Raw genomic sequence first — 3559 nt, 5'->3', positions numbered from 1 at the left:
TTATATCGGCTTGCCAGTTGCTTCACCAGTTGATACTGGGCATGGTTCGTATCCTGATACTCATCGACGTGGATATATTGGAACCTGCGCTGGTAATATTCAAGTACTTCCGGTACCCGGTCAAATAAAGACAAGGTCTGCATGATCAAATCGTCAAAATCGAGCGACTGATTTTTGCGAAGCTTCTTCTGATAGCCTTTATAAATCTTCGCAATCTGCTCTTCATGCATATTGCCGGCTTTCTGTTCATAGTCTTCCGGCGTCATCAGTTCGTTTTTCGAGTTACTGATCGCCCCAAGCATCGCCCTTGGGTCCCACCGTTTTGGATCAAGGTTAAATTCTTTCAATACCTGCTTGATCACGGACAGCTGGTCACTCGAATCCAGGATCGAAAAGTTCCGGTCATAACCGATCCGGTCAATGTCACGTCTTAAAATCCTTACACACATCGAGTGGAAGGTGGACATCCAGATCTTTTCTCCATCTTTTCCAACGAGAGACTCCACACGATCCTTCATCTCACGGGCAGCTTTATTCGTAAAGGTAATCGCAAGTATATTTCGGGGAGCTACATCTTTTTCGCTTAATAAATAGGCAATTCGGTGCGTCAGAACGCGGGTCTTCCCACTTCCTGCCCCTGCCATAATTAGTAAAGGTCCTTCTGTATGGGTCACTGCATTTCGTTGTTCTTCGTTCAAGCCTTTAATCAAGGCATTCATTGCTTGTGCCATCGTACACCATCCTTAATTAAAAATTAGAATTTTTGGCTGCGCTGACGGTCTTTAAGGCAGCGTCAAGGTCTTCGTACAGCACGTTGCCAACGACAATCACGTCTGCACAAGCACTCATTTCTTCTGCCTGCTCGCTGGACCTGATACCGCCGCCGTAAACGACTGTTGTATGTTGTAATTCATTGGTTATCTTTTTAACAAGCTCAGGATCTCCGTAAGTGCCGCTGTATTCTAAGTAAAAAACCGGCAAATGAAACATATGTTCAGCCATCCTTGCATAGGCGAGAACATCCTCTTCATCAGGGAGATAACATTCGGCGTGTTTGAAAACTTTAGCTTCCTCATTTAAGACGCAATAGCCTTCAACCACCATCTGATCCCAATCCATTATGTCGCCATACTCCTTCACCGCTTGATGATGAATATCGAGCATCCATTTTTTCTCACGGCTGTTCAGCACCATCGGAATGAGATACCCATCAAACTCAGGAGCAATCACTTCTATATCTGAAACTTCCAACAGACACGGCACATCATAGGGCTGGACACGGTCAAACAAATCACTCACATTTTCAAAGGTTACACCGTCCGTGCCTCCGATGATCACAGCGTCCGTACCTGATTCCAAGATCAATTGCAGGTCATGATCCGACAACGTCTTTTGCGGATCCAGCTTGAAGACATGCTTCCACTCGCTCAGTTTGTTCATTTCCGTCCTCCAAAAAAACTTTTGTCCATTCACTTATTATAGCAAACTTTGCTTACTGGGTTGAATGGATAAGGGAGAGAAATTAGCGAATGTTTTATGTCTGCCGGCTTAAGAGGACAGACCTCCGTATTCAAGGACTTTTTAACCCAAACAAAAAAGCCGTTCAATCTAAAATTGAACGACTTGGGAAGAACCGCGACGAGGTGCACAGCATCGTCACCAGACCCACGCTTAATATAGTAATGGTGGATAGCAGCAGCGTTTCCATGGAGAAAACATAGCCGCTTATCCCAATAATCACAAGATCGATGAAGAAGATAACAAAACCGACGTTCATTCTCGAGATATCCGCAATCATTTGGGCAAGGAGGTCAGTTCCTCCAGTGCTTGTCTTATGACGGAGCATGAGTCCGATCCCTCCCCCTACGAACGCACCGCCAACGATGGAACTGAGCGCCGGGTCAAGCGGCAAGTGGTAGGCTCTGATCCCATGAAGAAAATCAATGAAAAAGGAGGAGATGAGCAGTCCATGGAGACTGTTATAGAAATAAGCGCGGTACCTGAACCAGGCTATAGTAAAAATCGGGATACTGCACAATATGATGGTGAAACCGACTTTCAACCCCCATACATAATTAGCAATCAGTCCAAGTCCGATCATCCCCCCATCAAGCACATGATCCGGCATGAGGAAAAAGTTAATACCAAGCGAAATAAATAAGCTTCCTAACAAGATCATCAGGCCTTTTTTCAATAAGGATTTCATCATAAAAATCCCCTTTTTGGACAGGTTTCTTCTAGCCTATGCCTGTCCCGCCCTGCTTAGAAGCTATTTCTTCAACCCTGATCCGCACAGCACCATCACAACCGTCTCATCGGGATGGACAATTTCTGCTTTATGCTGCTGATAAGCCGCGTACGTAGCGGCGGTTGTCGGCTCTACATAGAAACCTTTCCCGGCAAGTTCCTCTCCTGCAGACTTTATGCCCTCCTCAGGCGCGGTCACTATTTTGCCCTTCGTATCTTTAACCGCTTTTATAATCTCTGGCCCGCGCATGGGATCAGCAATGGCAATCCCTTCGGCTAGCGTGCCACTGTTTTCTGCCGGACTCACGGGATCACCGTTTGTAAAAGCACGGGCAATCGGCGCACAGGCCTCAGACTGGACACCCATTATTCTTGGCATCCGGTTGATGACGCCGGCCTCTTTTAAATCCTGAAATCCAATATAGGCTCCGAGCAGAAGTGTCCCATTCCCGACCGGAATAATGAGGGAATCTGGCACCTGTCCCCCCAGCTGCTCCCAGACTTCAAAAGCAAATGTTTTCGTACCTTCATAGAAAAATGGATTGTACACGTGACTTGCGTAATAGAGTTTTTCTTTCTCCACTGCTTGCTTTGCGGCCTCAGCCGTATCCTCACGTGACCCGGGAATTTTATGGATATGAGCCCCGTGCGCTTCGATTTGAGCAAGTTTTTTCTCAGAAGTGGAATCTGGCACATAGATATGGCAGCTCATACCGGCTCTAGCGCTGTACGCTGCAATAGCTGTCCCGGCATTCCCGCTGCTGTCGGCAATGACAGAGGATACGCCGAGTTCTTTCGCTTTTGCGATTAACACGGCAGCTCCGCGGTCTTTAAAAGAACCAGTCGGCATGAGGTAGTCCATTTTCATCAAAAGGTTTGGATGATCAGCGTCGAGAGGGACGAGCGGGGTCATCCCTTCTCCCATGGTTATAGAGGTATATGTATCTGTGTTCTCAAAAGGCAAAGCTTCCTGATAGCGCCACATAGTTGCCTGCCTCTCTTTTATCTGCTTCATTGGAAATTTCACCGGATACGGCTTCATACGGAATATACCTTCTTCCGGCTTCCAGTCTGTTCGATTCGGGGTATATGCGTTGTTCCACTTGTCTACAAACACAGCCTTCACCATCTACACTCCTATCTTTATATATAAGTTCCACTCTGTTAAAAATCTCCCCGCTGAACTTCCAGTAAAGCTCCCTTTCGTTGAAGACTCAGTTTCGAGATAAATGGGTCCGTTACGTTAGATGGATAAGGGTTGGTGGGGAAATAACTCGCTTTCCTATGGGGGAACGGTGAGCTTCCTCGCTCG

Annotated in this window: 4 protein-coding genes; all 4 read right to left on the bottom strand. The window is 46.7% G+C overall.

What is annotated here, in order from left to right; genetic code table 11:
* Positions 1 to 731 (bottom strand): UvrD-helicase domain-containing protein (locus WAM07_RS10695; protein ID WP_422166726.1); only part of this gene is annotated, 731 nt, incomplete at its 3' end.
* Positions 732 to 747: 16 nt separating this feature from the next.
* Positions 748 to 1440: a heptaprenylglyceryl phosphate synthase gene (locus WAM07_RS10690; RefSeq protein WP_422166724.1), complete on the bottom strand. Its 693-nt coding sequence runs from the start codon at positions 1438 to 1440 to the stop codon at positions 748 to 750.
* A 163-nt stretch (positions 1441 to 1603) separates the two neighbouring features.
* Positions 1604 to 2209, bottom strand: coding sequence for a YitT family protein (locus WAM07_RS10685; protein ID WP_422166722.1), 606 nt, complete (start codon positions 2207 to 2209; stop codon positions 1604 to 1606).
* A gap of 60 nt (positions 2210 to 2269) precedes the next feature.
* On the bottom strand, positions 2270 to 3376 hold the full coding sequence (gene thrC, locus WAM07_RS10680) for a threonine synthase (protein WP_422166721.1): 1107 nt from the start codon (positions 3374 to 3376) through the stop codon (positions 2270 to 2272).
* Positions 3377 to 3559: the final 183 nt, after the last annotated feature.

The organism is Halobacillus sp., from assembly GCF_049282395.1.
Taxonomy (GTDB): Bacteria; Bacillota; Bacilli; order Bacillales; family Halobacillaceae; genus Halobacillus.
Note: the sequence above shows the minus strand (reverse complement) of the source record. Positions and strands in the feature narration are given on the sequence as shown.